Origin of the sequence: Streptomyces sp. NPDC056503 (genome assembly GCF_042794995.1) — a bacterium.
In the GTDB taxonomy this organism is placed as follows: domain Bacteria; phylum Actinomycetota; class Actinomycetes; order Streptomycetales; family Streptomycetaceae; genus Streptomyces.
The window spans coordinates 1-15,118 of record NZ_JBHTST010000176.1; the positions used below are offsets into that span (position 1 = coordinate 1).

The window sequence follows — 15,118 nt, forward strand, 5'->3', positions numbered from 1 at the left end:
CGGTGTCCTCCACCGCCGCCCCCGCTATATCGGCGCCCGCGCCCCCCCTGAACCCCCCCGGGCGGGGGCCCCGGGGGCGCCACCCCCCCCCGGCGCCCCTCCCCGTCCGGATCCGGGATCCGGGATCCGGGATCCGGACCAGCCGGGACGGAATCCAGAATCCAGAATCCTGGATCCCGGATCCGGGATCCCGGATCAGCCGCCGCCAGGGTGGCCTCCCCGCCCCGGGGCCCCTCCCGTACGCACCCTCAGCGCAGCTCCACGGCCGCCGGACCGTCCCCCTCCAGCTCCAGCACCCACACCTCGTTCGCGCCCTCCCGCAGCACCGGACCCGGCACGAACAGCCCCTCCTGCGGGCCCGCCGACGGCCAGTACCGGCCCACGCAGAAGCCGTTCACCCAGACGAAGCCCCGGCCCGCGCCCGGCAGCCGCAACTCCGCGTCCCCGGCGCCCGCGACCTCCACCGAGGCCCGGTACAGCCCCCGGCCGGCGCCCTCCGGGACCTCGCCGAACGGCACCCGGCCCACCGCCTCCGCCGTGAACGCGTCCAGGCGCAGCCCCCGGGCCCGCACCCCGTGCACGTACTGGCGCTCGTGCAGCAGCCCGCCGGTGATCCCCTTCGGCTCCGCGAGCCGCGGCCCGTAGTTCACCCGGCCCAGCGACTCCACCCACAGCTCCACCACGGCAGGCCCCGCCACCGGCTCCGGCAGCACCGCGTCCTCCTCCGTGAGCACCCCCGCGAAGACGCCGTCCACCCACACCTGCGCCCGGTCCCGCAGCCCGGTCACCGCGAGCGGATACGGCTGCCGGGGCCCCGGTACGAGGAAGCGGTACCGGACCAGTCCACGGTCCACGCCCAGCTCCTCGAAGGTCGGCGGCGCCCCCGCCTCGGTCTCCTCACCGCCCAGCTCCGCGAGCACCGCGTCCGGCGACGCCCACCCGGCCGCCGCCGCCCGCACCGGCGCCGCGAGCCGGGCCGGCGGCTCCGGCACCTCCGGCAGCGGCCCCGCCGCGTACTCCGCCAGCACCTCCCGGAAGCGGTGGAACTTCTCCGTCGGCCGGCCCCACTCGTCCACCGGTGCGTCGTAGTCGTACGAGGTCACCGTCGGGAGCAGCCGGCCGTCGTGCAGCCCGCCGGAGCGGTTCGCGCCCGCCCAGCCGCCGAAGTTCGAGCCGCCGTGCGCCATGTAGACGTTCACCGACGCCCCGCACTCCAGGACCTCCCGCAGCGCCCCGGCCGCCTCCGCCGCGTCCCGCGCCGCGTGCTCCGTGCCCCAGTGGTCGAACCAGCCGCACCAGAACTCCATGCACACCAGCGGCCCCGACGGGCGGTGCCGGCGCAGCGTCGCGAAGCCCTCCTTCGCGCCCGAGCCGAAGTTCGCCGTCGCCAGTACCCCCGGCAGCGAACCGCCCGTCAGCATGTGGTCCTCGGGCCCGTCCGAGGTGAAGAGCGGCACCGTCACCCCGCACTCCCGCAGCAGCCCCGCCAGCCACTCCAGATAGCGGGTGTCACTCCCGTAACTCCCGTACTCGTTCTCCACCTGGACCAGCACCACCGGCCCGCCCCGGTGCGCCTGCCGCGCCACCACCTGCGGCAGCAGCCGCCGGAACCACGTCCCCACCCGCTCCAGGAACTCCGGGTCCCGGGTCCGCACCCGCCGCCCCAGCGGACCGGTCACCCAGTGCGGCAGCCCGCCGTTCTCCCACTCGGCGCAGATGTACGGTCCCGGGCGCACGATCGCCCGCATGCCCGCCGCCGCCACCGCGTCCAGGAAGCGGCCCAGCGCCTCCGGGTCGGCGTACCGGCCCGGCTCCGGTTCGTGCAGGTTCCACGGCACGTAGGTCTCGACACAGTCCAGGCCCATCGCCCGCAGCATCCCGAGCCGGTGCTCCCAGTGCCCCTCGTGCACCCGGAAGTAGTGCAACGCCCCCGACAGCAGCCGCACCGGCCGGCCGTCGAGCAGAAAGTCCTCGTCACCCACAGCGAACGTGCTCATGACCTCACCCTCACCCCCTGGCGGAGGGCCGGTCCATGGACAAAGATCGTCGCAGTTTGGACGTTAGAAGAAGGCGCGAAAAGGCAGGCTCGCGGATGTACCACACCTGGATGCGCTACTTCACGCCCGGCCCCGTGCACCACCGCCTCGGCCTCGTCTGCCTCGGCGTCGGACTCCAGCACGGCCGGCTCCCCGTCGTCGGCCCCCGCACCCTCGACCACCACGTCGCCGTCGTCGTCTCCGCGGGCGGCGGCTGGTACCGCTCCGCCGACGGCCGTACCACCCCCGTCGCCGCCCCCGCCCTCCTCTGGCTCACCCCCGGCGTCCCCCACCACTACGGCGCCGACCCCACCACCGGCTGGGACGAGTCCTTCGTCGACTTCACCGGACCCGCCGCCGCCACCTACACCGAACTCGGCTACATCGAACCCGACCGGCCCGTCGTCCCCCTCGCCGACGCGGCTTCCGCCCGCGCCGCCATCGGCCGCATCGCCCGCGCCGCCCGCCCCGGCAACCCGCTCCTGGAGGTCGAGACCGCCGCCGCCGTCCACGAACTCCTCGTCGCCCTGCGCCGCGCCCGCGCCGACACCGACGCCGACGGCGACCCCGTCCTCACCGGCCTCGCCCGCGACGCCTTCCAGCCGCTCTCCGTCGCCGAACACGCCGCCCGGCACGGCATGACCGCCGCCGAGCTCCGCACCGCCGTCCGCCGCGCCGCCGGATGCAGCCCCAAGGACTACCTGCTCACCGTCCGCCTCGGCCGCGCCAAGGAACTCCTGGCCGCCACCGAGCTGCCCGTCGCCTCCGTCGCCCGCCGCGTCGGCTACGACGACCCCGCCTACTTCTCCCGGCTCTTCACCCGGAGGGTCGGCCTCGCCCCCGTCCGCTTCCGCGAGCAGCAGGGCCGCGCCGTCCACGGCGGCTGGAGCGACCGCGTACCGGATCCCGAACACCCTCCCACCCTCACCGGAGACTCCGTCTAAGCTCGCTGACCATGAGCGACACCAGGAACGACTCCCGCGAGATCGACCCCGCCGTCCGAGCCGAGCTGACCCGGCTGCGCGAGTCGATCGACAACATCGACGCCGCCGTCGTCCACATGCTCGCCGAACGCTTCAAGTGCACCCAGCAGGTCGGAGTCCTCAAGGCCGAGCACCAGCTGCCGCCCGCCGACCCGGCCCGCGAGGCCCGCCAGATCGCCCGGCTGCGCGAACTCGCCGAGAGCGCCAAACTGGACCCGGCCTTCGCGGAGAAGCTCCTCAACTTCATCATCGCCGAGGTCATCCGCCACCACGAGACGATCGCGGACGGAGCACGCTGATGGCCCGCGTCACGGTCTTCACCCTCGGAGGGACCATCTCCGCGCGAGGCGGTGACGCGGCCCGCATGACCGGCCCCGAGGTCCTCGCCGCCCTCGGCGCCCCCGAGGACGTCGAGCTCCGCGACTTCCGCCGGCTCCCCTCCTCCTCCCTCGCCCCCGAGGACCTCGCCGCCCTCGCCGCCGAGGTGAACGAGGCCGTCGCCGCCGGCTCCGGCGTCGTCGTCGTCCAGGGCACGGACACCCTGGAGGAGACCGCCTTCCTCCTCGACCTGCTCTGCCCCACCGAGCGGGCCCCCGTCGCCGTCACCGGCGCCATGCGCCGCGCCGACCTGCCCGGCGCCGACGGCCCCGCCAACCTCGCCGCCGCCCTCGCCGTCGCCGCCGACCCGGCCTGCCGGGGCCTCGGCGTCCTCGTCGTCCTCGCCGACGAGATCCACGCCGCCCGGCACGCCCGCAAGACCCACACCACCTCGACGGCCACCTTCGCCTCGCCCGGCGCCGGCCCCCTCGGCAGCGTCGTCGAGGGCACCCCGCGGATCCTGCTCCGCCCCGCCGTGCCCACCGCGCCCTGCCGGCTCTCCTACGACCCCACGGTCCGGATCGCCCTGCTCACCCTCACCCTCGGCGACCGCGGCGAGCTGCTCTCCGCCGTCGACGACCGCTTCCAGGGCCTCGTCGTCGCCGCCTTCGGCGCCGGCCACGCCCCCTCCTGGCTCGTCGAACCCCTCGCCGGGATCGCCCGCCGCATCCCGGTCGTCCTCGCCTCCCGCACGGGCGCGGGCACCGGCCTCACCGACACCTACCGCGGCCCCGGCTCCGAGTACGACCTCCTCCACCACGGTCTGATCCCGGCCGGCCCGCTCGACCCCGCCAAGGCCCGGCTGCTCCTCGCCGCCCTCGTCTCCAGCGGCGCCGCCGGACCCGCCGGCTACGACCGCCCCCGGATCACCGCCGCCTTCGCCCACCTCGACGGCACCGGCCTCGCCTGACCCGCCGGGGCCGATCGACACCACCCCTGCCCGCCGACCGGACGATCGGGCAGCATAGGGCCCATGTCCGTACTGACGCGCGACGAAGCGCAGACCCGTGCCCAGCTGCTCGACGTCCACCACTACGCGGTGGACCTCGACCTCACCGACGGCGACGAGACCTTCGGGTCCACCAGCCGCATCCGTTTCACCGCCCGCGCCGCCGGGTCCACCTTCGTCGAAGTCAAGCCGGACGCCCTGCACTCCGCGACCCTCGACGGCGAGCCGCTCGACCCCGCGGACCTCGCGGAGAACCGGCTCCCCCTCACCCTCACCGAGGGCGAGCACGAACTGACCCTCACCGCCACCATGCGCTACTCGCACACCGGCGAGGGCATGCACCGCTTCCTCGACCCCACCGACGGCGAGTCCTACGTCTACACCCAGCTCTTCATGGAGGACGTCCAGCGCGTCTTCGCCGCCTTCGACCAGCCCGACCTCAAGGCCGTCTTCGAGCTCACCGTCACCGCCCCCGAGGGCTGGACCGTCCTCGCCAACGCCGTCACCGAGCGCCAGGCCGACGGCCGCTGGAGGGCCGCGCCCACCCAGCCGCTCTCCACCTACTTCGTCTGCGTCGCCGCCGGCCCCTGGCACTCGGTCCGCACCGAGCACGCCGGACTGCCCTTCGGCATCCACTGCCGCCGCTCGCTCGCCCCCTACCTCGACGCCGACGCCGACGAGATCATCACCGTCACCAAGGCCTGCTTCGACCGCTTCCACGAGAAGTTCGACGAGCCCTACCCCTTCGACTCCTACGACCAGGCCTTCGTCCCCGAGTTCAACGCCGGCGCCATGGAGAACCCCGGACTCGTCACCTTCCGCGACGAGTTCGTCTTCCGCTCCGCCGTCACCGCCACCGAGCGGATGACCCGCGCCATGGTCATCGCCCACGAGATGGCCCACATGTGGTTCGGCGACCTCGTCACCCTCCGCTGGTGGGACGACATCTGGCTGAACGAGTCCTTCGCCGAGTACATGGGCTACCAGACCGTCAACGAGGCCTGCTCCGACCTCTTCGCCGACACCTGGATCGACTTCGGCGTCGCCCGCAAGGCCTGGGGATACGACGCCGACCAGCGCCCCTCCACCCATCCCGTCGCCCCGGACCCCGAGGCCGTCCCCGACACCGCCTCCGCCCTCCTCAACTTCGACGGCATCTCCTACGCCAAGGGCGCCTCCGCGCTCCGCCAGCTCGTCACCTGGCTCGGCGAGGAGGACTTCCTCGCCGGCATCAACATCCACTTCAAGCGGCACCGCTTCGGCAACGCCACCCTCGCCGACTTCATCGACAACCTCGCCGCCGCCACCGACCGCGACGTCCACGCCTGGGCCGAGCAGTGGCTGCGCACCACCGGCGTCGACACCCTCACCCCCCGCCTCACCGGCGAGGGCAGCCGCTGGGAGCTCGCCGTCGACCACGCGGGCAGCCGCCCCCACCGCATCGAGGCCGGTCTCTACGACCGCCGCCCCGACGGCGAACTCGCCCTGCGCGAGCGCGTCTCCCTCGACGTCCCGCAGCGGGAGCCCGCCCGCCTCACCGGCCCCCGCCCCGCCCTCGTCGTCCTCAACGACGGCGACCTCACCTACGCCAAGCTCCGCTTCGACGAGGTCTCCGAGGAGTCCGCCCTGCGCGGCCTCTCCCGCATCCCCGACCCGCTCGCCCGCGCCGTCGTCTGGAACAGCCTCCGGGACATGGTCCGCGACGGCGAACTGGAGCCCACCGCCTACCTGGACACCGCCGTCGCCCACCTCGCCGAGGAGACCGAACTCGGCATCGTCCAGGGCGTCCTGGCCTTCGCCCGGCAGCAGGTCGCCGACCGGTACGTCACCGAGGAGCAGCGCCCCGCCGCCCTCGCCGGCCTCCGTGAGATCGCCCGCGCCCTGCTCCGCCGCACCGAGGACGGCGAGGACCCCGGCCTGCGCCTCACCGCCGTCCGCGCCCTGATCGACAGCGCCACCACCCCCGACCAGATCGCCTCCTGGCTCGACGAGGGCACCGTCCACGGCGGCCCGGAGCTCGACCCGGAGCTGCGCTGGCGGATCCTCGCCCGGCTCGCCGTCCTCGGCGCCACCGACGAGGCCGCCATCGCCGCCGAGCTGGCCCGCGACCCCAGCGCCACCGGCCAGGAGGGCGCGGCCCGCTGTCGCGCCTCCCTCCCGGACCCGGCGGCCAAGGCGGCGGCCTGGGCGGCCATGTTCGACTCCGACGGCCTGTCGAACTACCTCTTCACCGCCACCGCCCTCGGCTTCTGGCAGCCCGAACAGGCCGAGCTGGTGGGCGAGTACGTGGAGCGCTTCTACGGCGCGGCCGCCGCCCTCGGCGACCGCCGGGGCCCCGCGATGGCCGAGGCCGCCGGCCGCTACGCCTTCCCCGCGTACGCGATCGACGCCGCCTCCCTCGCCCTCGGGGAGCGCCACCTCGCCGACGACGCCATGATCCCGGCCCTCCACCGCAAGCTCGTCGACCAGCTCGACGACCTCGCCCGCGCGCTGCGCGTCCGCCAGGGCTGAACCACAGGGACGGCACCCCCGGCGGAGTGCCGTCCCTCGTTCGGGTCACAACGGCCGACTCTCCGGACAGGGGCGCGCGGGGACCGGCACGCTGTCGTCCATGCGTGTCGCACCCCCGCCGCCCCTCGCCGCCCAGCCCACCCCGCTCAGCCGTCTCCTCGGCATCACCCTGGACGCGCTGCGCACCGGCGCGGAGGAACGCGGCGGACCGCTGCCGGCCGGCGGGCCGGAGGCGGTCGCGGCCCGGGTGCGCACCGCCCTCGGGGACGTACTCCCCGAGACCGGGACCGGGGCGGCCGAGGCGCTGCGCACGCTGGTGCACCTGGTCGCCGCCGGCGCCTCCGATCCGGCGCACCCGCTCTGCGCCGCCCACCTGCACACCCCGCCGCTCGCGCTCGCCGCCGCCGCCGACCTGGCCGCCGCCGCGCTCAACCCGTCGATGGACTCCTGGGACCAGGCCCCGGCGGCCTCCGCCCTGGAGGCCGAGGTCACCGCCGCGCTCGCCGCCGAGATCTACCCGGAGGCCGACGGCCCGGACGCGCTCGTCACCACCGGCGGTACCGAGTCCAACCAGCTCGCCCTGCTCCTCGCCCGGGAGCGGCACGGACCCGGCCTCACCACCGTCACCGGTGCCAACGCCCACCACTCCTTCCGCCGCGCCGCCTGGCTCCTCGGCCTCCCCGAACCGGTCACCGTCCCCACCCCGCGCGGCCTCCTCGACCCGGAGGCCACCGCCCGGGTCCTCGCCGGGCGGGACGGGCCCGTCCTCGTCGCCGCCACCGCCGGCACCACCGACGAGGGCCTGATCGACCCGCTGCCCGCGCTCGCCGACGCCTGCGCCGCGCACGGCGCCGAGCTGCACGTCGACGCGGCCTACGGCGGGCCCCTCCTCCTCAGCCGCGCCCACCGCCACCTCCTGGACGGCCTGGACCGGGCTCGCACCGTCACGCTCGACCTGCACAAGCTCGGCTGGCAGCCGGTCGCCGCCGGGCTCCTCGCCGTCCGCGAGGCCGGCGACCTCGCCGCCCTCGCCCACACCGCCGACTACCTCAACGCCGGCGACGACACCGACGCCGGCCTCCCCGACCTCCTCGGCCGCTCCCTGCGCACCACCCGCCGCCCCGACGTCCTCAAGGCCGCCGTCACCCTGCGCGCCCTCGGCAGGTCCGGGCTCGGCGCCCTGATGGACCGCTGCATGGAGCGCGCCCAGGACCTCGCCGACCTGGTGGAGAAGGCCCCCGAGCTCGAACTGCGGGACCGGCCCGTCCTCACCACCGTCCTCTTCCGCCCGGTCGGCGCCGACGACGCGGCGGTCGCCGGGGTACGCCGCCGGCTCCTCGCCGAGGGCCGCGCCGTCCTCGGCCGCGCCGGTGCCGACGGCCGGCTCTGGCTGAAGGCCACCCTGCTCAACCCGCACACCACCCCCGACGACCTGGACCGGCTCGTCGCCCTCACCCTCGCGGCACTCGTGGAAGGCAGCACCGACCGATGACCGGCAGCACCCCTCAGCAGGACCTCGACCGCCCGCACGACCTGGTGGGCGTCGGCATCGGGCCGTTCAACCTCTCGCTCGCCGCCCTCGCGGACGGCGTCCCCGGCGGGCTCGCCGCGAGCTTCTTCGAGCAGCGGCCGGCCTTCCACTGGCACCCGGGTCTGCTCATCGAGGGCGCCACCCTCCAAGTGCCCTTCCTCGCCGACCTGGTGACCCTCGCCGACCCGGCCAGCCCCTGGTCCTTCCTCAGCTACCTGAAGGCCCGCGAGCGCCTCTTCCCCTTCTACTTCGCGGAGAAGTTCCACATCCAGCGGGCCGAGTACGACGCCTACTGCCGCTGGGTCAGCGAGCGGCTGCCCGGCCTCCACTTCGGCCACCAGGTCGACTCGGTCCGCTGGAACCCCGAGCGCAGGCTCTTCGAGGTCGACTTCACCCAGCTCGACCAGGACGGGGAGGCCGCCGCGCTGGGCCGCGCCTACACCCGGAACGTGGTCCTGGGCGTCGGCACCGAGCCCTACGTCCCCGAGCCGCTGCGTCCGCTCGCCGACGCCCCCGGCGTGCCGGTGGTCCACGCCGCCGACTACCTCGCCCACCGGGAGTCGCTGCTCGCCGCCGGGCACGTCACGGTCATCGGCTCCGGCCAGTCCGGTGCCGAGGTCTTCCTCGACCTGCTGCGGGCCCGTCCGGCCGGTGCCGAGCGGATCAGCTGGCTCTCCCGCACCGAGGCCTTCGCGCCGATGGAGTACTCGAAGCTGGGGCTGGAGCACTTCACCCCCGACTACACCCGCTACTTCCACGCCCTGCCCGAGCAGGTCCGGGGCGAGCTCGCGCCGCGCCAGTGGCAGCTGCACAAGGGCATCGACGCGGACACCATCGCCGCCATCCACGACGAGCTCTACCGCCGGACCCTGCACGGCGGCTGGCCCGACGCCGTCCTCACCCCCGGCGTCCGGGTCCGCACGGCCGGCCGGGTCGCCACCACCCGGGTCGAGCTGCACCTGGAGCACGTGCAGCAGGGGACCCGTTCCCGGCTCACCACGGACGCCGTCGTCCTCGCCACCGGCTACCGGGAGCGCCCGGTCGACCGGATGCTGGCCGGCCTCGACCCGTATCTGCGGCATGACGCGGCCGGCCGGGCGAGGATCGACGAGCGGTACCGGCTGGTCCTCGACCCCTCGGTGACCGGCTCGGTCTACGTGCAGAACGCGGAGCGCCACACCCACGGCGTGGGCGCCCCCGACCTGGGGCTCGCGGCCTGGCGCAGCGCGGTGATCCTCAACGCGGTCACCGGCAAGGAGCCGTACCCGCTGCCGAGCCGGACCGCCTTCACCAGCTTCGGCCTGGTGGCGCGAGAGGCGCCGAGCATCCCGTCCCAGGACCGGAAGCTGACGCCCCTCGTGCAGAGCTGACGGCTAGAAGACCGGGACGCCGTCCCGGGTCAGCTTCCAGTCCACGGACGCGAACTGCCCCGGGTCGACCGTCCCCTTGGCCTGCACCCACCGGATGATGGTGTTGCGGATCTCGTCCGAATCGGCCCAGAGCTGCTCGGCCTTGGCGACGTGCGGGAAGGCGCCGCCGCCACTGGCGCGGTAGTTGTTGACGGCGAGCACGAACCGCGCGGCCGGGTCGAGGGGCTTGCCCTCGAAGGAGAGGCCGGTGATCCGCTGGCCGGCCGGCCTGGCGATGTCGATGTCGTACGTCAGCCCGGAGACGGCGTCGTAGTTGTAGTCCGGGGTGTTGTCCGCGTTGGTGAGCTTCGCGGTGTCGACGGGGGCGCCCGCCGGGGTCTGGACGTAGTACTTCGCGGAGTACTCCAGGTACTCCTTCAGCTGGGCGCCCGTCATCAGGCGGGCCTCCAGGGTGTTCTCGAAGGGGTAGAGCCCGGCGGCGTCCTTGATGGTGATCTCGCCGGCCGGGATGCGGGCGGTCCGGGAGAAGCAGGAGGCCTGGGAGAGCACCGGGAGGGCGGCGTACGCGCCGCCGGCCAGCGCGGCCTTCACCGTCTCGGCCTGGACGACGTTGATCAGGTCGATGATCGGCTCGTCCTTCCACGGCGCGTCGGCCGTGGTCATGGCGGCGGTGGAGGTGCCGATGACGGTGTTGACGTACGCCACGACCTTCTTGTGCTCGTCGGCGAGCAGCCCGGTGATCTCCGGGTCCTCCTCCACGGTGTTGGAGTTGAGGACCTGGGCGGCGACCTTCTCCACCGTCCAGCGGCCCTTCTCCCAGACGAGGTCGAAGTCGAAGAGGGTGAGGCGCTGGCCCCACTTCAGCGGCTCGGAGAGGACGACCTCCTTGCCGGTCTCCTTGTTGGCGATCCGGTACTCGGGGATCTCGGTGTGGGCGTGCCCGACCAGGATCGCGTCGATGCCGGGGACCTGCTCGGCGACGAGGCCGGCCGCGTTCTCGACGTGCGGGAGCTGGTCGCCGTACGAGGAGGTGCCGCTGGAGCCGGAGTGGGCGGAGACGACCACCACGTCGGCGCCCATGGAGCGCAGCTTCGGCACCCACTTCGCGGCCTGCTCCTCCAGGCCGGGGAAGACCATCTTCCCGCTGACGTTGGCCTTGTCCCAGATGGCGATGCCGGGGTTGGTCAGGCCGAGCACCGCGACCTTGACGTCCTTGCCGTGCGGGGTGCGCAGCCGGTGGATGCTGTAGGGCGGGAAGGCCGGGCGCAGGGTCTTCGCGTCGAGCGCGTTGGCGCCGAGCAGCGGGAAGTCGCACTGCTCCTCGAACTTCCGCAGCACCGGGATGCCGTAGTTGAACTCGTGGTTGCCGAGGGCGGCGGCGTCGTAGCCGATGGCGTTCATGGCCTGGGCCATCGGGTGGACCGGGCCGCCCTTGCGGGTGATGGGGTCGATCTTGGCGTAGTAGTACGAGAGCTGGGTGCCCTGGATGGTGTCGCCGGCGTCGATGAGGAGGGTGTTGCGGCGGCCCTTGGCGGCGCGGACCTGGTCCACGAGGGTGGAGATCTTGGCGAGGCCGACGTCGTTGTGGGCCTTGTCGTCGAACTCCTTGTCCGTGAAGTAGTCCCAGTTGAGGACGTTGCCGTGCAGGTCGGTGGTGCCCATGACGGTGAAGGAGTACCGCTTGGCCGGCTTGGGGCGGGTTCCGTGAGCCTCGGCGGGGGCGGCGATCCCGGTGGTCAGGGCGGCCCCGGCTCCGATGACGGCGGAGCTCTCCAGGAAGGTCCGGCGGTTCAGCGGCATGTGTCTCTCCTTGTTCCGTGGCGCTGCTTCGGGTGCACAACGCGCGTAGATTCTGGCTCAGACCTTTCCTCGGCAACAGCCCTTTCGGGTTACGGAGTGGGAAAGTGTTCGTATGCCATCGATCCCCGATGCCGAGGAGTCGCCGTGACGCACCCCCACCCCACCCCCGAGGCGCCGCAGGTGACGGTGCGTGGCGAGGGCCGGCTGGAGGTCGAGCCGGAGCTGGCCCGGATCGGGGTGGCCGTCTCCGCGCGGGGGGCCGACCGGGCCACCGTGCTCGCGGACCTCACCCGCCGCAACGCCGAGGTCCTCGACCTGATCAGGGGGCGGGGGGCGGCCGTGGCGAAGCTGGAGACCGGCGGCTTCTCGATCGCCCCGGAGCGGCCCCGCCGGGGGCGGGGCGAGGCGACCCGGATCCACCAGGGGCGCGTGCGCGTCACCGTCGAGCTGACCGACTTCGCCGTCCTCGGCGAACTGGTCCCCGAACTCGCCGACCGGGAGCAGACGGAGGTGGACGGGCCGTGGTGGGAGCTGCGCCAGGACTCGGAGGCGTACGCGGAGGCGCGCCGGCTCGCGGTGGCGGAGGCGGTGCGGCGGGCGCGCGCCTACGCGGAGGCGCTGGGCACCTCGCTGGGCTCACTCCTCGAACTGTCGGACGCCGGGCTGCCCGGGGCGGGTGCGCCGGGCGGCGGCGGCTTCTCGCCGGTGTACGCCGCCTACGCGGAGGAGGGCGCCGGAGGGGCTCCCTCCCTGGACCTCGAACCGCAGCGGCAGGAGGTCGCCGCCGAGGTCGTCGCGCGCTTCACGATGCTGCCGCCCGCACTCTGAGACGAGGGGGCCGGGGGCACGGAAAACGCTCATCGGAGCACTCCGGTGCACAGATTCAAGTCTTGTCAACAACGTTTCACGGAAAGGTTGTTGAGTAGTCATGCGGGACCCCGGGGCTACTGATGGGTAAGGCCCTAGGCTCGACTCATGCGCCGAGCGAAAATCGTTTGTACCCTTGGGCCCGCCACCGAAACATACGACCAGATCAAGGCGTTGATCGAGGCCGGGATGGACGTGGCCCGCTTCAACCTCAGCCACGGCACCTACGTCGAGCACGAGGAGCGTTACCAGCGGGTCCGCAAGGCGGCCGACGAGACCGGCCGCAGCGTCGGGGTCCTCGCCGACCTTCAAGGTCCGAAGATCCGGCTCGGCCGCTTCCGCGAGGGTCCGGTACTCCTTGAACGCGGCGACGAGTTCACCATCACCGTCGAGGCGGTGGAGGGCGACCGCCACTCCTGCGGCACCACCTACGCCGGCCTCGCGCAGGACGTCACCGCCGGTGAGCGGATCCTCGTCGACGACGGCCGGGTCACCCTGGAGGTCACCTCCGTCGACGGGCCCCGGGTGCGCACCCGGGTCATCGAGGGCGGCATGGTCTCCGACCACAAGGGGCTCAACCTGCCGGGCGTCGCCGTCTCCGTCCCCGCCCTCTCCGAGAAGGACGTCGAGGACCTCCGCTGGGCGCTGCGCACCGGCGCCGACGTCATCGCCCTCTCCTTCGTCCGCTCCGCCCGGGACATCGAGGACGTCCACCGGATCATGGACGAGGAGGGCCGCCGCCTCCCGGTCATCGCCAAGATCGAGAAGCCGCAGGCGGTCGAGAACATCGAGGAGATCGTCGCCGCCTTCGACGGCATCATGGTCGCCCGCGGCGACCTCGGCGTCGAGATGCCGCTGGAGCAGGTGCCGATCGTCCAGAAGCGCGCGGTCAAGCTCGCCAAGCGGAACGCCAAGCCGGTCATCGTCGCCACCCAGATGCTCGACTCGATGATCGAGAACTCCCGGCCCACCCGCGCCGAGGCCTCCGACGTGGCCAACGCCGTCATCGACGGCACCGACGCCGTGATGCTCTCCGGCGAGACCAGCGTCGGCCGCCACCCGATCGAGACGGTCCGCACCATGAGCCGGATCGTGGAGGCCGCCGAGGAGGACGTCCTCGCCAAGGGGCTGCCGCCGCTGACCGAGCGGAACAAGCCGCGCACCCAGGGCGGGGCGGTGGCCCGGGCCGCCGCGGAGATGGGCGACTTCCTCGGAGCCAAGTTCCTGGTCGCCTTCACCCAGTCCGGCGACACCGTCCGGCGGCTCTCCCGCTACCGCTCGCCGATCCCGCTGCTCGCCTTCACCCCGGACCCGGCGACCCGCTCGCAGCTCAACCTCACCTGGGGCGTCGAGACCTTCCTCGGTCCGCACGTCGACTCCACGGACGCCATGGTCGCCCAGGTCGACGAGGAGCTGCTCCGCATCGGGCGCTGCGAGAGGGGTGACGTCGTGGTGATCACGGCCGGCTCCCCGCCCGGTGTCTCCGGCTCCACCAACCTGGTCCGTGTCCACCACATCGGAGAGCCGCTCTCCTAGCCGGGCGGGACCGCGTGCCGGGAGCGGGCGCGCGTGACGGTGCGGCGAAAGGAACCCCGCCATCGGCTTGGTGGCGGGGTTTTGCGTTCCCGGAAGGACCGGCGGGCCGGTCGGACGTCACGGCCGGGGAACCGGTCCCGGTCTTCGTCGAGAGGGCGGCGGCGGCGCCGCCGAGGTCCGAGGTGATCCTCGACCGGCCCCGAAGGGCGAAGAGTCTCATTCCTAGGAATCAAAGGTAATGTGCCCCGGGTGGGATTCGAACCCACGCTGGATGGTGTTTGAGACCACTGCCTCTACCGCTGGGCTACCGGGGCTTCCTTTGAAACAAAGGCCGATGATCACCCGCCGTGCCCCTACCTTACAGGAGGTGGGTAGGCTCATGGGGAGCTGTATCCGCCTCGGAACGAGGCCATCGAACGAGGAGCCCGCGTGACCGCCCCCGAGTCGCCCCAGCCCGCCGACGACGCCGAAGCGTCCCACGTCCCGCCGCTGACCACCCGCGTCGTCATCGCCGAGGACGAGGCCCTGATCCGCCTCGATCTCAAGGAGATGCTGGAGGAGGAGGGGTACACGGTCGTCGGCGAGGCGGGCGACGGCGCCACCGCCGTCGAGCTGGCCCGGGAGCACCGCCCCGACCTGGTGATCCTGGACGTGAAGATGCCCGTCCTCGACGGCATCTCGGCCGCCGAGAAGATCGCCGGCGAGTCCATCGCCCCGGTCCTCATGCTCACCGCCTTCTCCCAGCGCGACCTCGTCGAGCGCGCCCGCGACGCCGGTGCCATGGCCTACCTGGTCAAGCCCTTCAGCAAGAGCGACGTCGTCCCCGCCATCGAGATGGCCGTCTCCCGCTTCGCCGAGCTGCGGGCCCTGGAGCAGGAGGTCGCCGACCTCAGCCAGCGCCTGGAGACCCGCAAGCTGGTCGACCGCGCCAAGTCGATCCTCCAGACGCAGTACGGCCTCTCCGAGCCGGCCGCCTTCCGCTGGATCCAGAAGACCTCCATGGACCGCCGCATGTCCATGCAGCAGGTCGCCGAGGCCGTCATCGAGGACGCCGAGGAGAAGAAGGCCGCGAAGGGGCAGTAGCCCCCGCCCCCTTCGTACGCCCTTCGTACGACCCCTTCGCACGACGAGGAGGCCCGCCCCGCGCGACGCGGGGC

General features: G+C 73.4%; 11 protein-coding genes and 1 tRNA gene. 9 read left to right on the forward strand and 3 right to left on the reverse strand.

Annotated elements, in window-relative coordinates:
* Positions 1 to 248: 248 nt before the first annotated feature.
* On the reverse strand, positions 249 to 1,997 hold the full coding sequence (locus ACFQ8C_RS33565) for a beta-galactosidase family protein (RefSeq protein ID WP_383465177.1): 1,749 nt from the start codon (positions 1,995 to 1,997) through the stop codon (positions 249 to 251).
* 95 nt (positions 1,998 to 2,092) lie between these two features.
* Here ACFQ8C_RS33565 and ACFQ8C_RS33570 point away from each other — a divergent pair, with 95 nt between their 5' ends.
* The 6 genes from ACFQ8C_RS33570 to ACFQ8C_RS33595 all read left to right on the forward strand — a co-directional run bounded on the left by ACFQ8C_RS33570 (position 2,093) and on the right by ACFQ8C_RS33595 (position 9,758).
* Positions 2,093 to 2,980: a helix-turn-helix domain-containing protein gene (locus ACFQ8C_RS33570; protein ID WP_383465179.1), complete on the forward strand. Its 888-nt coding sequence runs from the start codon at positions 2,093 to 2,095 to the stop codon at positions 2,978 to 2,980.
* A gap of 11 nt (positions 2,981 to 2,991) precedes the next feature.
* Entirely contained in the window at positions 2,992 to 3,318 is a 327-nt protein-coding gene (locus ACFQ8C_RS33575) for a chorismate mutase (protein ID WP_383465181.1), read from the forward strand.
* Positions 3,318 to 4,307: an asparaginase domain-containing protein gene (locus tag ACFQ8C_RS33580; RefSeq protein ID WP_383465183.1), complete on the forward strand. Its 990-nt coding sequence runs from the start codon at positions 3,318 to 3,320 to the stop codon at positions 4,305 to 4,307. The genes ACFQ8C_RS33575 and ACFQ8C_RS33580 overlap by 1 nt, the downstream gene beginning before the upstream one ends.
* A gap of 63 nt (positions 4,308 to 4,370) precedes the next feature.
* The gene (gene pepN / locus ACFQ8C_RS33585) at positions 4,371 to 6,857 is read left to right on the forward strand and encodes an aminopeptidase N (RefSeq protein WP_383465185.1); all 2,487 of its coding nucleotides are present in this window, start codon (positions 4,371 to 4,373) and stop codon (positions 6,855 to 6,857) included.
* Between the two features lie 100 nt (positions 6,858 to 6,957).
* Positions 6,958 to 8,349, forward strand: coding sequence for a pyridoxal phosphate-dependent decarboxylase family protein (locus tag ACFQ8C_RS33590; protein ID WP_383465187.1), 1,392 nt, complete (start codon positions 6,958 to 6,960; stop codon positions 8,347 to 8,349).
* On the forward strand, positions 8,346 to 9,758 hold the full coding sequence (locus tag ACFQ8C_RS33595; RefSeq protein ID WP_383465189.1) for a lysine N(6)-hydroxylase/L-ornithine N(5)-oxygenase family protein: 1,413 nt from the start codon (positions 8,346 to 8,348) through the stop codon (positions 9,756 to 9,758). Before ACFQ8C_RS33590 ends, ACFQ8C_RS33595 begins: the two co-directional genes overlap by 4 nt.
* Before the next feature lie 3 nt (positions 9,759 to 9,761).
* Here the strand turns inward: ACFQ8C_RS33595 and ACFQ8C_RS33600 are convergent, their stop codons facing one another.
* On the reverse strand, positions 9,762 to 11,558 hold the full coding sequence (locus ACFQ8C_RS33600; protein WP_383465191.1) for a bifunctional metallophosphatase/5'-nucleotidase: 1,797 nt from the start codon (positions 11,556 to 11,558) through the stop codon (positions 9,762 to 9,764).
* A 144-nt stretch (positions 11,559 to 11,702) separates the two neighbouring features.
* Between ACFQ8C_RS33600 and ACFQ8C_RS33605 the strand changes: the two genes are divergently transcribed.
* Entirely contained in the window at positions 11,703 to 12,386 is a 684-nt protein-coding gene (locus tag ACFQ8C_RS33605) for an SIMPL domain-containing protein (protein WP_383465193.1), read from the forward strand.
* A 147-nt stretch (positions 12,387 to 12,533) separates the two neighbouring features.
* Positions 12,534 to 13,961: a pyruvate kinase gene (gene pyk, locus ACFQ8C_RS33610; protein ID WP_383465195.1), complete on the forward strand. Its 1,428-nt coding sequence runs from the start codon at positions 12,534 to 12,536 to the stop codon at positions 13,959 to 13,961.
* Positions 13,962 to 14,202: 241 nt separating this feature from the next.
* On the opposite strand, the gene ACFQ8C_RS33615 is transcribed toward pyk, so the two are convergent.
* Positions 14,203 to 14,275 (reverse strand) — tRNA-Leu (locus tag ACFQ8C_RS33615).
* A 115-nt stretch (positions 14,276 to 14,390) separates the two neighbouring features.
* On the opposite strand from ACFQ8C_RS33615, the gene ACFQ8C_RS33620 reads away from it, so the two are divergent.
* A complete protein-coding gene (locus ACFQ8C_RS33620; RefSeq protein ID WP_383465197.1) occupies positions 14,391 to 15,044 on the forward strand; it encodes an ANTAR domain-containing response regulator in 654 nt (217 codons plus the stop codon).
* Positions 15,045 to 15,118 lie beyond the last annotated feature (74 nt).